15 protein-coding genes are annotated in these 16775 nt (G+C 70.5%); 8 read left to right on the top strand and 7 right to left on the bottom strand.

Going from position 1 to position 16775, the window contains the following annotated elements; all coding sequences use genetic code 11:
• Nucleotides 1-59 precede the first annotated feature (59 nt).
• Nucleotides 60-1478 (bottom strand): aldehyde dehydrogenase family protein, encoded by a 1419-nt coding sequence (locus ACFHVL_RS14365; protein ID WP_416628274.1) that lies wholly within the window; start codon nucleotides 1476-1478, stop codon nucleotides 60-62.
• Nucleotides 1479-1655: 177 nt separating this feature from the next.
• Between ACFHVL_RS14365 and ACFHVL_RS14360 the strand changes: the two genes are divergently transcribed.
• The gene (locus ACFHVL_RS14360) at nucleotides 1656-1886 is read left to right on the top strand and encodes a hypothetical protein (protein ID WP_416628273.1); all 231 of its coding nucleotides are present in this window, start codon (nucleotides 1656-1658) and stop codon (nucleotides 1884-1886) included.
• A gap of 279 nt (nucleotides 1887-2165) precedes the next feature.
• Here ACFHVL_RS14360 and ACFHVL_RS14355 read toward each other — a convergent pair whose 3' ends face one another.
• Entirely contained in the window at nucleotides 2166-3398 is a 1233-nt protein-coding gene (locus tag ACFHVL_RS14355) for an RCC1 domain-containing protein (protein WP_416628272.1), read from the bottom strand.
• 299 nt (nucleotides 3399-3697) lie between these two features.
• Between ACFHVL_RS14355 and ACFHVL_RS14350 the strand changes: the two genes are divergently transcribed.
• Together ACFHVL_RS14350 and ACFHVL_RS14345 are read left to right on the top strand one after the other, a co-directional pair.
• Nucleotides 3698-3895, top strand: coding sequence for a hypothetical protein (locus tag ACFHVL_RS14350; protein WP_416628271.1), 198 nt, complete (start codon nucleotides 3698-3700; stop codon nucleotides 3893-3895).
• 244 nt (nucleotides 3896-4139) lie between these two features.
• Nucleotides 4140-4820 carry a LysE family translocator gene (locus tag ACFHVL_RS14345; RefSeq protein WP_416628270.1) on the top strand — a complete coding sequence of 227 codons (681 nt, stop codon included), beginning with the start codon at nucleotides 4140-4142 and terminating at the stop codon, nucleotides 4818-4820.
• 236 nt (nucleotides 4821-5056) lie between these two features.
• Here the strand turns inward: ACFHVL_RS14345 and ACFHVL_RS14340 are convergent, their stop codons facing one another.
• The 4 genes from ACFHVL_RS14340 to ACFHVL_RS14325 all read right to left on the bottom strand — a co-directional run bounded on the left by ACFHVL_RS14340 (nucleotide 5057) and on the right by ACFHVL_RS14325 (nucleotide 9696).
• The gene (locus ACFHVL_RS14340; RefSeq protein WP_416628269.1) at nucleotides 5057-7099 is read right to left on the bottom strand and encodes an ABC transporter ATP-binding protein; all 2043 of its coding nucleotides are present in this window, start codon (nucleotides 7097-7099) and stop codon (nucleotides 5057-5059) included.
• Nucleotides 7100-7184: 85 nt separating this feature from the next.
• Nucleotides 7185-8186 (bottom strand): serine/threonine-protein kinase, encoded by a 1002-nt coding sequence (locus tag ACFHVL_RS14335; RefSeq protein WP_416628268.1) that lies wholly within the window; start codon nucleotides 8184-8186, stop codon nucleotides 7185-7187.
• Nucleotides 8187-8267: 81 nt separating this feature from the next.
• Complete coding sequence (locus ACFHVL_RS14330) at nucleotides 8268-9119, bottom strand: cytochrome c biogenesis CcdA family protein (RefSeq protein ID WP_416628267.1); 852 nt, start codon at nucleotides 9117-9119, stop codon at nucleotides 8268-8270.
• A gap of 1 nt (nucleotide 9120) precedes the next feature.
• Complete coding sequence (locus tag ACFHVL_RS14325) at nucleotides 9121-9696, bottom strand: redoxin domain-containing protein (protein WP_416628266.1); 576 nt, start codon at nucleotides 9694-9696, stop codon at nucleotides 9121-9123.
• 97 nt (nucleotides 9697-9793) lie between these two features.
• On the opposite strand from ACFHVL_RS14325, the gene ACFHVL_RS14320 reads away from it, so the two are divergent.
• Complete coding sequence (locus tag ACFHVL_RS14320) at nucleotides 9794-10312, top strand: hypothetical protein (RefSeq protein ID WP_416628264.1); 519 nt, start codon at nucleotides 9794-9796, stop codon at nucleotides 10310-10312.
• On the opposite strand, the gene ACFHVL_RS14315 is transcribed toward ACFHVL_RS14320, so the two are convergent.
• Nucleotides 10294-11598, bottom strand: coding sequence for an NYN domain-containing protein (locus ACFHVL_RS14315; protein WP_416628262.1), 1305 nt, complete (start codon nucleotides 11596-11598; stop codon nucleotides 10294-10296). The two genes, ACFHVL_RS14320 and ACFHVL_RS14315, sit on opposite strands and share 19 nt — an antisense overlap.
• Before the next feature lie 94 nt (nucleotides 11599-11692).
• Here ACFHVL_RS14315 and mltG point away from each other — a divergent pair, with 94 nt between their 5' ends.
• The 4 genes from mltG (at nucleotide 11693) to ACFHVL_RS14295 (ending at nucleotide 16744) form a co-directional block, all read left to right on the top strand.
• Nucleotides 11693-12976, top strand: coding sequence for an endolytic transglycosylase MltG (gene mltG / locus ACFHVL_RS14310; protein WP_416628260.1), 1284 nt, complete (start codon nucleotides 11693-11695; stop codon nucleotides 12974-12976).
• A 109-nt stretch (nucleotides 12977-13085) separates the two neighbouring features.
• Nucleotides 13086-13379, top strand: coding sequence for a metal-sensitive transcriptional regulator (locus ACFHVL_RS14305; RefSeq protein WP_416628258.1), 294 nt, complete (start codon nucleotides 13086-13088; stop codon nucleotides 13377-13379).
• Nucleotides 13380-13485: 106 nt separating this feature from the next.
• Nucleotides 13486-14394 carry a hypothetical protein gene (locus ACFHVL_RS14300; RefSeq protein WP_416628257.1) on the top strand — a complete coding sequence of 303 codons (909 nt, stop codon included), beginning with the start codon at nucleotides 13486-13488 and terminating at the stop codon, nucleotides 14392-14394.
• 10 nt (nucleotides 14395-14404) lie between these two features.
• A complete protein-coding gene (locus tag ACFHVL_RS14295; protein ID WP_416628255.1) occupies nucleotides 14405-16744 on the top strand; it encodes a heavy metal translocating P-type ATPase in 2340 nt (779 codons plus the stop codon).
• The last annotated feature ends 31 nt before the right edge of the window (nucleotides 16745-16775 follow it).

Raw genomic sequence — 16775 nt, 5'->3', positions numbered from 1 at the left:
CTTCCTCCCGGGTGGGTACCGCCGCTCGGGGGGTTCCCACCGCAGCCGATCGGATCCGGTCAGGCCCGCAGATAGGAGGTCCTGGTCGAGGTGTAGAAGTGGCGGGCGTGCTGGCCCTGTTCGCGGGGGCCGTAGCTGGATCCCTTGCTGCCGCCGAACGGGACGTGGACGTCCACCCCCGCCGTCGGCAGGTTGACCATCACCATGCCCGCCGCCGCGTTGTTCCGGAAATGTTCGGCGTGCCGTAGCGAGGTGGTACAGATGCCGGCGGTGAGGCCGAACTCGGTGTCGTTCGCCACCGCGAGCGCCTCGTCGTAGTCGGCCACCGGCAGGACCGCCGCGACCGGGCCGAAGATCTCCTCCCGGTTCACCCGGTGGTCGTTCGCCGCCCCGGTGATCAGGGCGGGGGCAAGGTAGTAGCCCGGAGTCGCCCGTCGCACCAGGTCGCCGCCGTACACCTCGGCGTCGGCGCGGGCCAGTTCGATGTACTCCAGGTCCGTCGCCAGCTGCCGCTCATCGACCACCGGGCCGATGTCGGTGCTCTCCGAGAGGGCGTCGCCGACGGTGAGGGTGCGCATCCGGTTCACCATCGCGGCGACGAACCGGTCTTGGATGGCCTCTTCCACGATGAGCCGGCTGGATGCGGTGCAGCGCTGGCCGGTCGAGAAGTACGCACCCTGGATCGCGCAGTCGACGGCGAGGTCGAGGTCGGCGTCGGCCATCACCACGAGCGGATTCTTGCCGCCCATCTCGAGCTGGACCCGGGCCAGGCGGCTCGCCGCGGCGACCGCGATGCCCCGGCCGACACCGACCGAGCCGGTGAAGGTGACCGCGTCCACCCCGGATGACTCGGTGATCGCCGAGCCCACCGTCGAGCCAGGCCCCATCACCAGGTTGAGTACGCCGGGCGGGAGTCCGGCCCGATGCAGGCAGTCGACGATCGCGTGGGCGCAGGCGGGGACCAGATCTGCCGGTTTGAAGACCACCGTGTTGCCGCACGCCAGTGCGGGGGCGATCTTCCAGGCCGGAATCGCCATCGGGAAGTTCCAGGGCGTAATGATGCCGACGACGCCGACAGGTTCCCGGATGATGTCGACGGTGACGCCGGGCCGGGTCGACGGGATGCGCTCGCCGCCCATCCGGAGTGCCTCGCCGCTGAAGAAGCGGAAGAGGTGACCGGCCCGGGTCGCCTCGGCGACCGCCTCACGGACCGGCTTGCCCTCCTCTCGAGCGAGTAGCCGGCCGAGTTCGTCGGCGCGTCCCAACAGCTCGGCGGCGACGGCTTCGAGGATGTCTGCGCGTAGCTGCGGCGAACTGCGGGCCCAACCGGGGGCGGCAGCGCGGGCCGCGGCGACGGCGTCGTCGACGGCAGCTCGCCCCGACTGCGGATAGAGCCCCACGAAATCTGCAGTGTTGGATGGATTCACGTCCGGACGGTGGTCGTCGGCCGCGACCCACTGGCCGTCAATGTAGTTCATCTCTGCCTGCACCGGGGAAGAGTAGCATGCCACTCTGTCGAGTTGGCCCGATGCTCCTGGTCAGGGGCGCTGCTCCTATGGATGTCAATCGGCGAGTTCAAGATCGTCTACCTCACCATGGACCTCGGCGAGCGAGCCTGTAGCGGGTCAAAACTCCGTTCTGGGCCAGGGCCCGGCATGTTGAAAATCGGCTCGGATCATGGACCTTCCTCCGCAACCAGGGCCAAGAGCCTGCTGGCCATCGACTTCTTCCACGTCGACACGATTGGGCTGCGACGCCTGTACCTCCTGGTGATCATGGAGGTCGCCACCCGCCGGGTCCACCTACTCGGCGTCACCGCCCACCCCACCCGGCAGTGGACCGCCCAGGCCGCCCGCAGTTGCCGCCTAACGCGATCACCAAAATGACTGGTCAAAGCCCAGAACAGAGTTTCTGACACGCTGAAGCCCCCGCGGACGGCTTGTTAGCCGCTCGGTCCACGACGGCCTGGGCTAACGTTGCGCACCTTGCGGTTGGAGTCCGCGACCAGCACGGCGGGTGCCTACAATCCTATCCGTGCTGGTCAATCGGCATACTCGTATTCGTAGAGGACTCCCCCGCAGAGCCGGCTGCAAGCGGGTGCGGCGCGGCCCTACGGGGGCGTCGTCGAGCAGGTGGTCCTGCAGCTCGGCGAGGATCCGGCCAGGTCAGCCCGGCAGCGCCGCCTGAGTCGGGGTCGACCGGTTGGTGGTGGTGCCGTCGCCGAGCTGCCCGAACGCGTTGTAGCCCCAGCACCACAGGCTGCCGTCGGTACGCACCGCGCAGGCGTGGTAGGACGCTCCGAAGCCCGCCGTCCAGGCGGTGGCGGTACCGACCTGGGTCGGGGTGGTCCGGTGGGTGGTGGTGCCGTCGCCGAGCTGCCCGGACGCGTTGTTGCCCCAGCACCACAGGCTGCCGTCGGTACGCGCCGCGCACGACGAGTCGACGCTCGCCTCGACGCTTGCCCAGGTGGTGGCGGTGCCGATCCGCAGCGGGGTGGCCTGCGAGCCGATGCCCCCGCCCACCTGGCCGTACCCGTCCTCGCCCCAGCACCACAGCGTCCCGTCGACGCGGACCGCGCAGGTGTGGACGAAGCCGGCCGTCGCACCGGCCCACGTGGTCGCGGTGCCCACCTGCGTCGGGGTCGCCCGGTAGCTCAGGATGCCGAGACCGAGCTGCCCGTCCGAACTGCTCCCCCAGCACCACAGGGTCCCGTCGGTCCGCACGGCGCAGGTGTGGGCGTAGCCGGTCGTGACGCTGGCCCAGGTGCTCGCCGTACCCACCTGCACCGGGGCGCTCGTCTTGTGGGGAGACAGGCCGATTCCGAGCTGGGCGTGGCGGTTCAGGCCCCAACACCACAGGGTACCGTCGGTCTGGACCGCGCAGGTGTGGTTGCTGCCGGCGCTGACACTGGCCCAGGTGGTGGCGGTGCCGACCTGCACGGGACTGGTCCGCCTGGTGTTCGTGCCGTCGCCGAGCTGCCCGCTGGCGTTGTTGCCCCAGCACCACAGCGTTCCGTCCGTGCGTACCGCGCAGGTGTTTCCGCTGCCGGCGTCGATCTGCGCCCAGGTGGTGGCGGTGCCGACCCGGACCGGACCGGTCCGGTTCGTGGTCGTCCCGTCGCCGAGCTGGCCGTAGAAGTTGTTGCCCCAGCACCACGGCGTTCCGTCGGTACGGATCACACAGGTGTGCAGATCGCCTGCGGCAACCTGGGTCACGGCCGCAGCGGTGACCGAGTCATTCGGCATGGTCGGGACAGCGGAGCTGACGCCCGCCCCGGCCGCGCCCGCCGTGAACCCGATGGCCAGCACGGTTATCCCGACGGAAGCCGCCGCCGCGCCGGCGATTCGGGCTGCCCACTGCCATCGTGTCCGCAGCCAGGCCTGCTGATTGTCGCTCATGTCCTGCTCTCCCAGACATCGTCGGTTCCGCGTGGTGGAGGCGGCGTTGCCCCAGCAGGTCACCAGCGACCCGCCACCACATGGTGAGGCGACTCTACATCGACACTCATCAACGTGAAACCAGAGCGCCACCACCGATGGCGCAGCTGATGCGGTGCCGAATGCCGACCGCCCTAGCCTGATCCGGTGCTCCGCGGCGAACCAGCCGCGCGCGGCATCGCGATCGGGCACCGACGACCTGACAGGTACCGGCAACGGTGGCACCGGCTCGATCCGAGACCGTTCGGACCAGGCGGCGGGTGGGCCGCCGGTCCCGGGCGGTGATGCAGGAGGTCGTCGTACAGCTTGATGAGTTCCGGCGCGGGGTCGAGACCGGCATCCTCCGCCAGCGCCCACCGAGCCTGCCGGAGAGCATCCAGCGCACCGGCGCTGAGCCGGGAGACCGGCACCAGATGGTGCCGGTCTCCCGGCGGCGACCAACCCGCTACTGCGGGTAGGTCAGTATGATTCTCGCCGGCGGGTCGGACGAACAACTAATCACCGGACCTTCGCCAGCTTTCCCCCTTTTGGGGATGCAACGGGCGGTGTAGGGTCATGTTGATCTTCCCGGTTGCGGTGCGGCAGCGGCACACATCCGGATGCGACCAATCGCCACGCGCACATCGATGCCTGCGTGGCCGCGTCCATCAGGAGGTACTCGACGATGCAACTGACACAGAAGCCCGATCGGTGCCACATTTGTTGAGCGGGGAACTCGTCACGTTCGCCGGCGTGGCGGCCGGGGCGGTCGTCCTTCCCGGAGCGGATTTCACCATGGTGGTCCGCAACGCACTCGCCAGCCGGAAGCTCGGTCTGGCTACCGCCGGTGGCGTCGTCAGTGGACTGATCCTGCACTCGTCACTGGCCGCATTCGGGATCGCGGCGCTGATGATGACATCGGCGACGGCGTACCGGGTGATCCAGTTCGTCGGCATGGGATATCTCCTCTATCTGGGCATCCGATTGTTGTGCAGTCCACCGCCATCCGACACCACTCTGGAGCAGAACGTCCACAGCGGAATGGATGTGCGCCGGCACCGAAGGACCAAGGATGGCGGTCACTGGCACGCCTACCGGCAAGGGCTGGTGACCGATCTGACCAATCCCAAAGTCTTCGTGTTCTTCGCCAGCCTGATTCCGCAATTCGTTCCCACGGGAGTGCCGGCCGGGCCCCGTACGGCGGTGCTGGCTCTGCTGATCGTGTTACTGGCCGTGGTTTGGTATCCCATACTCGCTGTGACGGTCGACCGGGCCAGTGGTTTCCTTCGGCGGCCGGGGGCGGCCCGTACGCTCAACGCACTCGCCGGTCTCACCCTGCTCGGACTGAGCCTGCACCTTGCCGCCGAACTGGCCGTGCTTCTCGGCTACGCGGACCCCATCTAGCATCTGGTGTCGAGTTGGCCGGCAGCACCCGGGCCTGGTCAGGCGACAGCCACCAGTTCGGTCGGCTGCGTCGCGTCCACCATGAGCAACGCGGCGGCCAGCCGGCCGACCGGCGTCGAAGACGGCGGACTGGCGCTAAAGGACACGACGCACCCCGTCCGCGGATCCCACACGGGCCGGTCCGGCCCACGGTGGCGATCGTCGCCGCTGCGGATCGGCATCTCATTGCCAGCTCGTCACCTTGGGTGCCGGCCGGCCCGCTGCGCCGGTGCGGGGGGCGGTTGCGCCAGCGGATCGCCGAGGTAGCCGGCTGCCTGCAGGTCGAACAGTTCACGGTAGAGGCCACCGGCGGCCATCAGTTCGTCGTGGGAGCCCTGCTGGACAAGGCGCCCGTCGCGCATGACGAAGATCTGGTCAGCGTGCCTGACGTTGGCCAGTCGGTGGGTGATCAGCACGATGAGCCGGTCGGGGTGTCGGCGCAGGTGCTGGAACATGGCGTGTTCGGCGCGCGCGTCGAGCGCCGCGGAGGGTTCGTCGCAGACCAGCAGGCTGGCGTCGCGGTAGAGGCTGCGGGCCGCGACGAGGCGCTGCCACTGCCCGCCGGAGAGGTCGTGCCCGTCCTTGAACTCCCGGTCGAGCAGCGTGTCGTAGCCACGGGGCAGGTCGAGGATCATGTCGTGGGCGGCGGCGGACCGGGCGGCGTCCTCCAGGCTCGGCCCGGCGGGTCGCCGGGCCCGGTCGTGGCGGCCGATCAGGATGTTCTGACCCGCGGTGAAGGGGAACTTCCACCAGTCCTGGGTCATCACCGACACGTGCGAACCGATGTCGTACGGGTCGAGGGCGGTCGTGTCGACGCCGTCCCAGCGCACCGCGCCGCCGGTGGGCCGGTAGAGGCCGGCGATGAGTTTCGCCAGGGTGGTCTTTCCGGAGCCGTTCTCCCCGACCAGCGCGACCACCTGTCCGCGCCGTAGGGTCAGGCTGACCTGGTCGACGGCCGGCGAGTCGGTGTCGGGGTACCGCAGGCTGACCTGGTCCAGTTCGATGGTGTCGAATCCCCCTACCGGCTGGCCACCGTCGGGCCGGGTACGCCCGTCGGCGCGGGCCAGGAAGTCCCGGTAGTCCTGGTAGTACAGTGCGTCCTCGTACAGGGAGTTGGTGGCGTGGACCGCGACCCCGAGGCTGGAGTGGGCCGTCTGCAGGGCGATCAACGCGGTTGCGGCGGCGGCGAGGGCCACCCAGCCGCTTAGCAGCAGCCCGCCGAGGACCGCGTACACGGCGAAGCTGGCCAGCCCGGCCCCGGCGGCGCCGATGGTACGGGTGGCGGTCTGCGATCGGACGAGATCGAGATCGGCCCGGGCTTCGACGGACATCAACCTGCGGTACTCACCGAGCAGAAAGCCGCCCATCTGGTACGAGCGGACCTCGGACGCGGTGTGCCGGTTGGCCATCAGGCCGGCCAGCATCCACATTCGACGCCGGCGGGTGATCCGGGCCAGCAGGTTGAGATACTTCCGGCGGGCAATCTTCACGGTGGTGGCCGCCTGGGGTACGGCGGCCAGCAGCAGGCAGGGCAGCAGAATCGGCTGGATGACGGTGACCGCGGCGGCGGTGGCGAGGACCCCGATGATGCCGGTGATCAGGTCGACGGTGTGGTTCACGATGGAGGCGGCCTCGCGCATGCCCCGGTCGCGGGCCCTGTCCATCTCCTCGGCGAATCCGGCGTCGTCGAACGCCGCGAGGTCGACCGCGGTGGTCGCCTCGAACAACCGCAACTCGACCCGGTAGTTGATCTGCGGCATCAGCCGGGCCTGCGCCCAGCCGGCGGCGATCGTCAGGCCGCCCTTGGCGACCAGCGCGGCGGCGGCCAGCGCGAGCGCGGGCAGGGCGGCCTGGACCCGTTCGGGGGTGGGGCCGGCGGCGAACAGTCTGGTCAGCACGCTGGTGGTGGCCAGCAGTCCGAAGGTGGTCATCACGCCGGCCAGCGCGTTGAGCCCGATCGAGGCGATCGTGTCCCGCCGGCTGGTTTCCCAGGCCACGCCGATCGCCTCCCGGGTGAGGTGCGGCAGCCGGCGGGCGACCGACCAGAAACTTGTCTGGGTGACCTGTCGGGCGTGGTGCATCCAGTCAGGGTCGGTCAACTCGGGCAGCGACAGTTCGTCGAGCTGCTTCGTCGCGGCGGCGTCCGGGTCGGCAGTCGCGACGGGAGCGGCTTCGGGAGTCGGCTCGCCGGCGTCGGCGGAAGCGGGCGTGTCTGCGTTGCGAGGAATGCGGGAACCCACGCCCGGAGAGTACGTTCAGTTAAGAGATCGAGTCACTCGGTCACCGGCGTGTCGAACGCGTGTCCAAATCGCTGGTCAGGTGCCGTCAGGTGCCCAACCGATCCGGCGCGACCGCGACGTCGGTGGCCGAGTGGACATCGGTGGCGGCATCCGCCGCCTGCTCGTTCCACGCGGGCACCACCCGGCGCCGCTGCTGCGGCAGTGCCGCCGGCTCGTGCCACGGCGGTGCCCGCACCGGCTCGGGCCGAGACGCCGGGACGTCCGCGATCGGCACGTACACCCGGGCGTCCACCGCCTCGGACCACAGCAGGGCTGTCACCACGCTGCTCGGCCGTTGGGCCGGATCCCGGGCCAACGAACGCAGGCACAACTCCACCACGTCGGCCGGAAGTCCGTCGATCGGCGGCAGCGGCTCCGGGGCGGCATGCGGGTGCGGACGCTTCCAACCCGGCTCCATCGGCCACGGCAGCCGTCCGGCCAGGCAGAGGTAGAGCAGCACGCCGGTGGCATAGCTGTCACTGGCCGGGGTGGCACGTCCGCCGTCCCACCGTTCCGGTGCGACGAAGGCCGGCGTACCGGGCAGGCTCCCGTCGCGATCGAGTTCGACCCAGCCGGCGACCGCGGCGATCCCGAAGTCGAGCACCTTCGCGCCGGACGGGGTGAGCACGACGTTCGCCGGTTTGACGTCGCGGTGCACGATGCCGTGCGCGTGCGCGGCGGCCAGCGCGGCACTGACCTCCGCGCAGACCCGTACGGCGATCCGCCAGTCGAGTCCACCGGCCAACAGGTGCGCGGCGAGGGTCTGCCCCTCGACGAGTTCCATCACGATGTACGGCTCGGGGTCACCGGTCGGGCCGGCGGCCACACCGAAGTCGTGAACGCTGGCCACGTTGGGGTGGGCCAACCGGGCTGCCGCCCGCGCCTCCCAACGGACCTGCTCCAGTCGTACGTCGTCGACCAGATGGGGGGCGATCAGTTTCACCGCCACCGGCCGGTCGAGCACCTCGTCGTGGGCACGCCACACCTCGGACATCCCACCCACGCCGATCCGCAGGTCCAGCCGATACCGGCCACCCAGACTACGCATGCCCGCTTCCCGTTGCCGTCGTGCCACGGATCGACGAGCGATACCGCCGATTCCCCTGCCGCCGCCTAGGTACCCCGCTTCTCACGTGCGAAAACGCCGGAGAAGCCAGGTCAGTGCGGCGATGGCGAGCAGCGCGACGAAGACAACGGTCAGCACGGTGGGACCGGCCTGGTCCAACGTGGCGGCCAGCCAGCGCTGGGCCACCGCGGCGCCGTCGATGATCGGATCAGCGGCGTCGGCGCCGCCCAGCAGCCGGACCTCGTACCAGCCGTACCAGGCGACGTAGCCGCCGGCACCGACGAGCAGCACGCCACCGAGGCGGGACAGCAGCGGTGCCGCCCGGCGCACCCGGCGCAACAACCCGTCCCGCGCCAGGGCGACCGCGACGGCGGCGACCGCCACGGTCAGTCCCATGCCGGCGGCGTAGGCAACGAACAACGCGACCCCGGACGTGAGGGAACCAGCCCGCAGGCTGGTCACGACGATCGCCAGGAACGGGGCGATCGTGCAGGACAGCGAGGCCGCCGCGTACGCCATCCCGAACACGACCATGGACAGCGCCGACCGGCCGGTGTCCGGGGCCCGCGACACACCCACGCCGAGCCCGGGTAGCTGCCGGCCGGCCAGCAGCACCGCGCCCAGCACGACGAGCAGCAGGCCGATGCCGATGGTGACCCACGGCAGTTGGCGTTGGACGGCTCCGGCCAGGGGTGCCACGACCAGCCCGAACACGCCGAACACGGCGACGAAGCCGGCGGTCATCGCCGCGGTCGCGGCCAACGCCCGACCGACTGCGGCCCCCCGGCCGGCACCGGTCGCACCGTCCCCGACCACCAGGATCGACAGGTACGCCGGCAGCAACGCGAACCCGCACGGGTTGACCGCAGCGAGCATGCCCGCCGCCAGGGCCAAGGCCAGCGGCGCGTCGGTCACGTCAGTCCACCAGCAGCCGGTCGAGGGTTGCGGGCAGCTCGTCGACGTCGACGTGGCCTCGGGCCGCGACGGCACCGGCGGAGTCGAGAACGACGAAGGTGCTCTGCGCGGTGATGCCGAACTTCTTCCACACCACGCCCTGCTCGTCGGAGAGCTGCGCGAAGCCGGTCAGCTCTGCCATCTCGACGAAGTCACGCATCGCCGGTTCGCCGTCCAGCCCGGCGACGCCCAGCACGGTGGCGTCGTCGGCGTAGTCGGCGGCGAGGGCGTTGACCCGCTTCGCCTGACCGAGGCAGGTGGAACACCACGGTGCCCAGAACCACAGCACCGCTGGTCTGCCGGCCAGGCTGCTGCCGTCGAACCTGCTGCCGTCCAGCGTGTCGACGGTGAAGTCGTAGCTTTCCGCGGCCGGGTCGGTCGACGCGGCCGGGTCGGTCGACGCGGCGGTGCCCGGCTGTGCGGCGGTGGTCGTGGCTGCGGCCGCTGGCGCGGTGCCGTCGGCGGTGGTGTCGCCGCAGCCGGTCAACGCCAGCGCGCCGACGGCGATCAGGGCTGTGAGCCGGTGCCGTACGTCCATCCATCGCTCCTACGTCCGTCGGGCCTGCCAGCGTATACCGAGGGCCCTGGCCGCAGTCCGGACCGACCGGTTGCACCGTCCGCCTAGGTTTGACTTTGTGCCGGTTGAGACCCTGACGAACCTGACGGCGATCGTGATCTCGGTCGTTTCGCTCGCTGTGTCAGGTCTGCTGGCGATCCGGCAGAACCGGACGGCGTCCGCCGGGTACGCCCTGCCGGTCGTCCTCGAGATCTTCGACCAGTTCCGGTCCGAGGAGTTCTTCGACGCCCGCCGGTACGTCTTCGACCGGCTGAACAAGGACTTCGTCTCTCCGGTGGCGTACACGGATCTCCCGAAGGAGGTGCGGACCAAGATCCGCATCGTTGCCGGTCGGTACGACGACCTCGGCAAGCTGGTGGCCCACGGCATCGTCGACGAGGGGTTGATCATCGGATCGAACGGCACCTCGATCCGTCGGGTCTGGGAGTCGGTGGCGCCCTTCGTCCTCGACGAGCGCCGCAAGTCCGGCCAGCAGACCTGGCGGTACCTGGAGGACCTCGCCTGCCGCGCGACCCGTACGCCGCCCTCGGCGGTGTACGCCAGGCTCGGGCTTCGCCGCTACCCGGGCGGCGGCTGACCGGGGTCGGCGGCGTTCGGTCGAGGCACCCCCAACCAGTCGTGGACCACGGCGGTCTCCTGGTGGTCGAAGGCGATCCCGGCCGCGTCCGCCCGGTTGAGCACGTTCGCGACGAAGGCCGCACCCACCTCGGTGCCGCTCGGCGGTGGTTGACCGTGCAGTGGCCGGCCACCGTAGGAGGTGCCGCGTACCACGAACGCTACGGCGCCGCGGCTGACCGGGACGCCCTGATCGTGGAGTTGGTCCCGGGCCCAACTCGTGCACTGGGTCAGGTTGAACTGGTGGGTGCCGGCGTAGTCGGCGAGCGTCTGGTAGACCGGCGGCCACCACTCCGGTGGGATGCGGGGCAGGTTGAGCAACTCGGCGAGCCGTTCGACAGGTTCGGGCAGGGTGCCGCCGTGGGCGGTGGTCGCGGCCGGCTCGGGCGGGGTGTGCCGGGCGTCGTCCCAGATCAGGTGCTGCGACATCCGCAGGTTGGGCAGGTCCAGGCTCTCCAGCGCGCGGGCGAAGCTGCCGAAACCGAACCAGTTGGTCACGGTGATCGGCCGATCCAGCTCACTGCGCAGCCGCTGAGCGAGCGCGGCCATGTTGATCGGCGTGCTGGCGGCGTCGTACTCGGCCAGGACGATCGCCCGCAGCGTCGCGTACGCCTCGTCCCGGGCCTGATCCCGGGCCGTCGGGCCGCCGTTGAAACCGGTGTCCGGTGTCTCGTCGGCGTCGCCGTCAAGGTTCATCGGGTCGCCTTGGACGAGGGCGAGTAGTTGTTCACTGTCGAGCACACGGTCGGCCATCGCGACGAAGGCGTCGGCGGCGTCGGCCGGGGACACGATCATGGTCCGCCGGTCGGATCGGCGTAGTCGCTGCAGCAGCGGTGTCATGTCGGAGTCGCCGGAGGCGATGACGAACTCCTCGTAGTGGGTGTCCGCGGTCAGCGCGTCGATGGCGTCGATGACGATCCGGATGTCCGCACCGTTCTTGGTGGCGTTGTAGCGCGGGCAGTCGATCACCTCGAAGCCGGCCCGGACGAACGATGGCCGGAACCGGGAGAAGAACAGGCGTTCCTGCTCGCCGGTGGGGCTGCGGTTGCCTACCCAGCCGGACGGGTTGAGGTAGCAGCGCAGGATCAGCCATCGGCGTACCCCGTCGGTCGCGGAGATCGACGACAGGCGGCCGAGCCAGGCGCCCGGGTTGCTCGCGAACTGGATCGCCACCGCCGGGTCCAGCTTGAACAGGCCGATGAACACGTTGTCGAAGTCGAGGTAGAGCGCGGCCCGAGTGTGATTCACGAAGCCAACCTAGCAACCCGGGCAATTGCATCGATATCTATCACTACAATATCCTGTCGCGGCGGACGGTGCCGCGGAGACAGGAAGGTTGTCGTTGACCGACGAACTGGACCTCACCTTCGACGAGCGCCGACCGACCGGTCGCCGACAAGCCGGCCGACGAGGAACCGGCCGACGAGGAACCGACCGGCGCCGCGGCGCGGGCACAGGCACAGGCGCGGACCGACGTACCGACAGCGACAGCCGTTCGGGCCAACGCCGGCGCGGCACCCGGCGCCGGGGCGGCAGTCGCGGCCCGATCCTCATGCTGGCCGTGGTGGTGGTCCTGCTGGCCGGTCTGAGCGGCGCCTACCGTTACGGGCCGGACCGCATCCAGAGCATGCTCTTCGCTCCCGACTACAGCGGCACCGGCACCGGTGCGGTGACCATCGAGGTCGGTGCCGGCGAGACCGCGACCGACATCGCCGCCACCCTGGTCGATGCCGGAGTGGTCCGCAGCGCCGCCGCCTTCGTCGACGCCGCCCGGGCGGATTCCCGCAGTCAGTCCATCCAGCCAGGGCGATACACCCTGCGAGCCCAGATGAAGGCCGACGCCGCCCTGACGATGCTGCTCGACCTCGGCAACAAGATCTCCAACCAGGTGACCATCCCGGAGGGGCGCAGCACCAGGCAGACCCTCAACCTGCTGGCTGAGGCGAGCGGGCTGCCGGTCGCCCAGTTCCAGGAGGCGGCGGCCGACCCGATCGCGCTCGGCGTACCGGACTGGTGGTTCGAGCGCACCGACGGCCAGCAGCCGTCCCGCTCCGTGGAGGGATTCCTCTACCCGGACACCTACGCGCTCGAGCCGGACATGACCGCCGAACAGATCCTGCAGACGATGGTCGGCCATTTCCTCACTGTCACCGAGGAGTTGGACTTCGCCGACCGGGTCACCGCCAAACGGGGCATCTCCCCGTACGAGGCGCTGATCGCCGCGTCGTTGGCGCAGTCGGAGGCCGGCACCCCGGAGGACCTGGGCAAGGTCGCCCGGGTCGCCTACAACCGGGTGTACGGCGATTTCCCGTGTGGCTGTCTGGAGATGGACGTCACCGTGAACTACTGGCTGGAGGCGACCGGCCAACCGACCAAGACCTCCAGTGAGATGACCCAGGACGAACTGATCGGCGTGGACAACCCGTACAGCCGCAAGTTGCGCGGCATGGTCCCGACTCCGATCAACAACCCCGGCCGGTTGGCACTGGAGGGTGCCATGGACCCGCCGGCCGGCGGCTGGCTCTTCTTCGTCGCCATCGACAAGCAGGGCCGCTCGGCCTTCGCCGAGACGTACCCGGAACACTTGGAGAACGAGGCCACTGCGCGGGCGAACGGGATCCTCTGACCGCGCGTGTCCGTACGCCGCACGGCGGCGGCCACTGAGAAGCCGGCATGGCCTACGGGACGACGACGGGCTGGGCCTGATACCCCCTGGGGGTTGCTAACCTGGGGCAATGACCAGCCAACCAGTTCGCGGCTACACCGCCTCGAAGGACCAGCTGCAGGCCCGGTTGCGCCGCATCGAGGGGCAGGTGCGCGGCATCGAGCGCATGGTCGATGAGGATCGCTACTGCATCGACGTGCTGACCCAGATCTCGGCCATCCAGGCCGCCCTGGACAAGGTCGCCCTCGGCCTGCTCGACGGGCATGCCCGGCACTGCATGCAGGAAGGGTCCGCCGAGGGCCGGGCGCAGGAGATGGCCACCGAGATGATGGCCGCCGTGGGGCGGCTGATGAAGCGCGGCTGACCCGTAAATACCCCCCGAGGGTATGGTAGGTTGCTCCAGGAAACCCTACCGGGGTATGCCGGCAAGCGAGCAGAACGGGCAAGCGACCACAAGGCGGTACGCAGCGATGACCTCCACACCCGTACGGTTGGGTCTGTACGGACTCGCGCTGGCCGGTGTCTTCGTCAGCGCGATCGGTCTCGGCAAGCTGACCGGGGCCTCGGTCGAGCCGGCGGCCGCCGGGGGCCACGAGAGCCACCCGACCACCGCCGGGGGCCACCCGACCACCGACCCAGCCGCGGCCGGGCTGCTGGCCGGTGCCGCCGGATACCGACTGGTCCCCCAGACCAGCGCGGTGCCGGCCGACACACCGACCGAGTACCGGTTCCACATCGCCGGGCCCGACGGTCGACCGGTCACCAACTTCTCGACCACCCACGAACGTGACCTGCACCTGATCGTGGTACGCCGCGACCTCAGCGGCTTCCAGCACCTGCACCCCGAACTCGACCCGGCCGGCACCTGGTCGCAGTCACTGACCCTCCCCGAGGCCGGGCAGTACCGGGTCTTCGCCGACTTCCAGCCCGCCGCACTGGACCACGGGCTCACCCTGGGCGTGGACCTGGCCGTCGCCGGCAACTACCAACCACGCCCGTTGCCGGCACCGACGCCAGCCGTCGAGGTCGACGGGTACCGCGTCGAGTGGACCGGTGACCTCCTCCCTGGCGGATCGAGCCGGCTCACCATGCGGATCAGCCGCGCCGGCGCCCCGGTCGGCGACCTGCAACCGCACCTCGGCGCGTACGGGCACCTCGTCGTGCTGCGCGAGGCGGACCTGGCGTACCTGCACGTACATCCCGACGGCGCCCCCGACGACGGGCGGACAGCGGCCGGGCCCGAGCTCACCTTCCACGCCGACGTACCGGACGCCGGTCGCTACCGACTCTTCCTGGAGTTCCGGCACGCCGACTCGGTGCGTTCGGTGGAGCTCACCGCAGCCGCCGACGGGCCCGACCAGACCCACGACCATGGCTGAGGAGCGACTCATGCACGGCACCGAAGCGGGCAGTCCCGCCGTCGGGACCCGGATCGAGCTGGTCATCGGCGGGATGACCTGCGCCTCCTGCGCCGCCCGGATCGAGAAGAAGCTCAACCGGGTCGACGGGGTGACCGCCACGGTCAACTACGCGACGGAGAAGGCCACCGTGACCGTCGCCGACCCGGCGGTGACCCCGGACGAGCTGATCGCCGTCGTCGAACGCACCGGCTACACCGCCACGTTGCCACCCGTACCGCAGGCGTCCGCCACCGAGGCGGACGGACGATCCACCCGAGCCGACGGTCCGGCTGACCCGGACGAGTTGACTCCACTGCTCACCCGGGTCCGGGTGTCGGTGGCGCTGAGCATCCCGGTGATCTTCCTGGCGATGGTGCCGGCCTGGCAGTTCACCTACTGGCAGTGGGCTTCGCTGGCGCTGGCCGCCCCGGTCGTGGTGTACGGCGGCCTGCCGCTGCACCGGGCCGCGTGGACCAATCTGCGGCACGGTGCGGCGACGATGGACACACTGGTGTCGATAGGCACGCTCGCCGCCCTCGGCTGGTCGCTGTGGGCGCTGTTCCTCGGCGACGCCGGGGTCCCGGGGATGACCCACCCGTTCAGCCTCACCGTCGACCGGAGCATGGGTGCCGCGAACATCTACCTCGAGGTGGCCGCCGGGGTGACCTCGTTCATCCTGCTCGGGCGCTACGTCGAGGCCCGCGCGAAGCGGCGTGCCGGGGCGGCGCTGCGGGCGCTGCTGGAGCTCGGTGCCAAGGAGGTCACCGTGCTGCGCGACGGCCGGGAGACCCGGACGCCGATCGACCGGCTCGTCGTCGGTGACCAGTTCGTCGTCCGCCCCGGCGAGAAGATCGCCACCGACGGCACGGTCAGCAGTGGGTCTTCGGCGGTCGATGCCAGCATGGTCACCGGTGAGTCCGTCCCGGTCGAGGTGGCGCCGGGAGATCCGGTGATCGGCGCGACGGTAAACGCCGGCGGTCGGTTGGTGGTGACCGCCACCCGGGTCGGCACCGACACCCAGCTCGCCCAGATGGCCCGCCTCGTCGAGCAGGCACAGACCGGCAAGGCGGCCGTCCAACGGCTCGCCGACCGGATCTCGGGCGTGTTCGTGCCCATCGTCATCGCGCTGGCGGTCGGTACCCTCGGGTACTGGCTGGGCACCGGCAGCGGGCCCACCGTCGCGTTCACCGCAGCGGTCGCCGTACTGATCATCGCCTGCCCGTGCGCCCTCGGTCTGGCCACGCCGACCGCGTTGCTCGTCGGCACCGGGCGCGGTGCCCAGCTCGGCATCCTGATCAGGGGTCCGGAGATTCTCGAGTCCAGCCGGCGGGTCGACACCGTCCTGCTGGACAAGACCGGCACCGTGACCGCCGGTCGGATGACCCTGGTCGACGTCGTACCCGCCGCCGGCACCGACCGCGACGAGCTGCTGCGGCTCGTCGGGGCGGTGGAGGCGGCCTCGGAGCATCCGATCGCCCGGGCGATCGCACTCGCCGCCGAGGATCGGGCCAACGAGTTGCCGGCCAACGACGTGCCGGGCGGCGAGGAGCGGGCCGGTGTGCTGCCGGCGGTGACCGGGTTCGCCAACCTGGCCGGGCTCGGCGTCCGTGGCACGGCCGACGGCCGTACGGTGCTGGCCGGCCGGCCGGGCCTGCTGACCGACGAGGGCCTGAGCATGCCGGCCGGTCTCGCCGACGCGATCGCACACGCCGAGGCGGCCGGGCGGACCGCGATCGCCGCCAGCTGGGACGGGCAGGTACGTGGCGTGTTGGCCGTCGCCGACGTGGTGAAGCCGACCAGCCGCCAGGCGGTCGCCGCACTGCGCCGCCTCGGTCTCACTCCGGTCCTGCTGACCGGCGACAACGCCACGGTCGCCGGCAAGGTCGCCGAAGCGGTGGGCATCGACGAGGTGATCGCCGGCGTGCTGCCCGCCGGGAAGGTCGATGCCGTGCGGCAGTTGCAGGCCGACGGCAAGGTCGTCGCCATGGTCGGCGACGGGGTCAACGACGCCGCCGCCCTCGCCCAGGCCGATCTCGGTCTGGCGATGGGCACCGGGACCGACGCGGCGATCGAGGCGGCCGACGTCACCGTGGTACGCGGTGACGTGCTGGCCGTCGGCGACGCGATCCGGCTGTCGCGCCGTACGCTGCGTACCATCCGGGGGAACCTGTTCTGGGCTTTCGCCTACAACGTCGCCGGCCTGCCGTTGGCCGCCGCCGGGTTGCTCAACCCGATGATCGCCGGTGCGGCGATGGCCCTGTCGTCGATCTTCGTGGTGACCAACAGTTTGCGGCTACGCCGGTTCCAGCCGGCAGACCCGGTCGACTGACGCGCGGCTGACAGACAGTCGGCGTACGAGC

The organism is Micromonospora sp. LOL_023 (genome assembly GCF_048060115.1).
Taxonomy (GTDB): Bacteria; Actinomycetota; Actinomycetes; order Mycobacteriales; family Micromonosporaceae; genus Micromonospora_E.
This window is presented reverse-complemented; position numbering and strand designations above follow the sequence as displayed.